Here is a 250-nt window from a genome sequence, read left to right as displayed (position 1 = left end):
GCAAGCGGCAGGACCCCAGCCTCTACGATCTGGTTGAACCGCTTCTCAATATCCTCATGGCTTGTTTCCAATCGATAGCGGCTACGGAACGGCACGTCGCCGATATCAGCTACCCGAGAATCGAAGACAGGCGCAGTTTCGAGGACATGATTATACGGGCCGATACGTTCGATGGTTCTTAACGCCCTCGGTCCGAACCGCGAGCCAGGACGGTTTGCGACACCGAGATCCATCGGTACGCCTATCATGG

At 56.4% G+C, this 250-nt stretch carries 1 protein-coding gene; it reads right to left on the bottom strand.

The annotated features are described in order from the left end of the window. On the bottom strand, window positions 1-233 hold a 233-nt coding region (locus tag KVS69_RS20065; RefSeq protein WP_217539982.1), incomplete at its 3' end, for an arginase family protein. Window positions 234-250 lie beyond the last annotated feature (17 nt).

Source organism: Stenotrophomonas sp. GbtcB23 (assembly GCF_019091045.1).
Lineage (GTDB): Bacteria > Pseudomonadota > Gammaproteobacteria > Xanthomonadales > Xanthomonadaceae > Stenotrophomonas > Stenotrophomonas rhizophila_A.
Note: the sequence above shows the minus strand (reverse complement) of the source record. Positions and strands in the feature narration are given on the sequence as shown.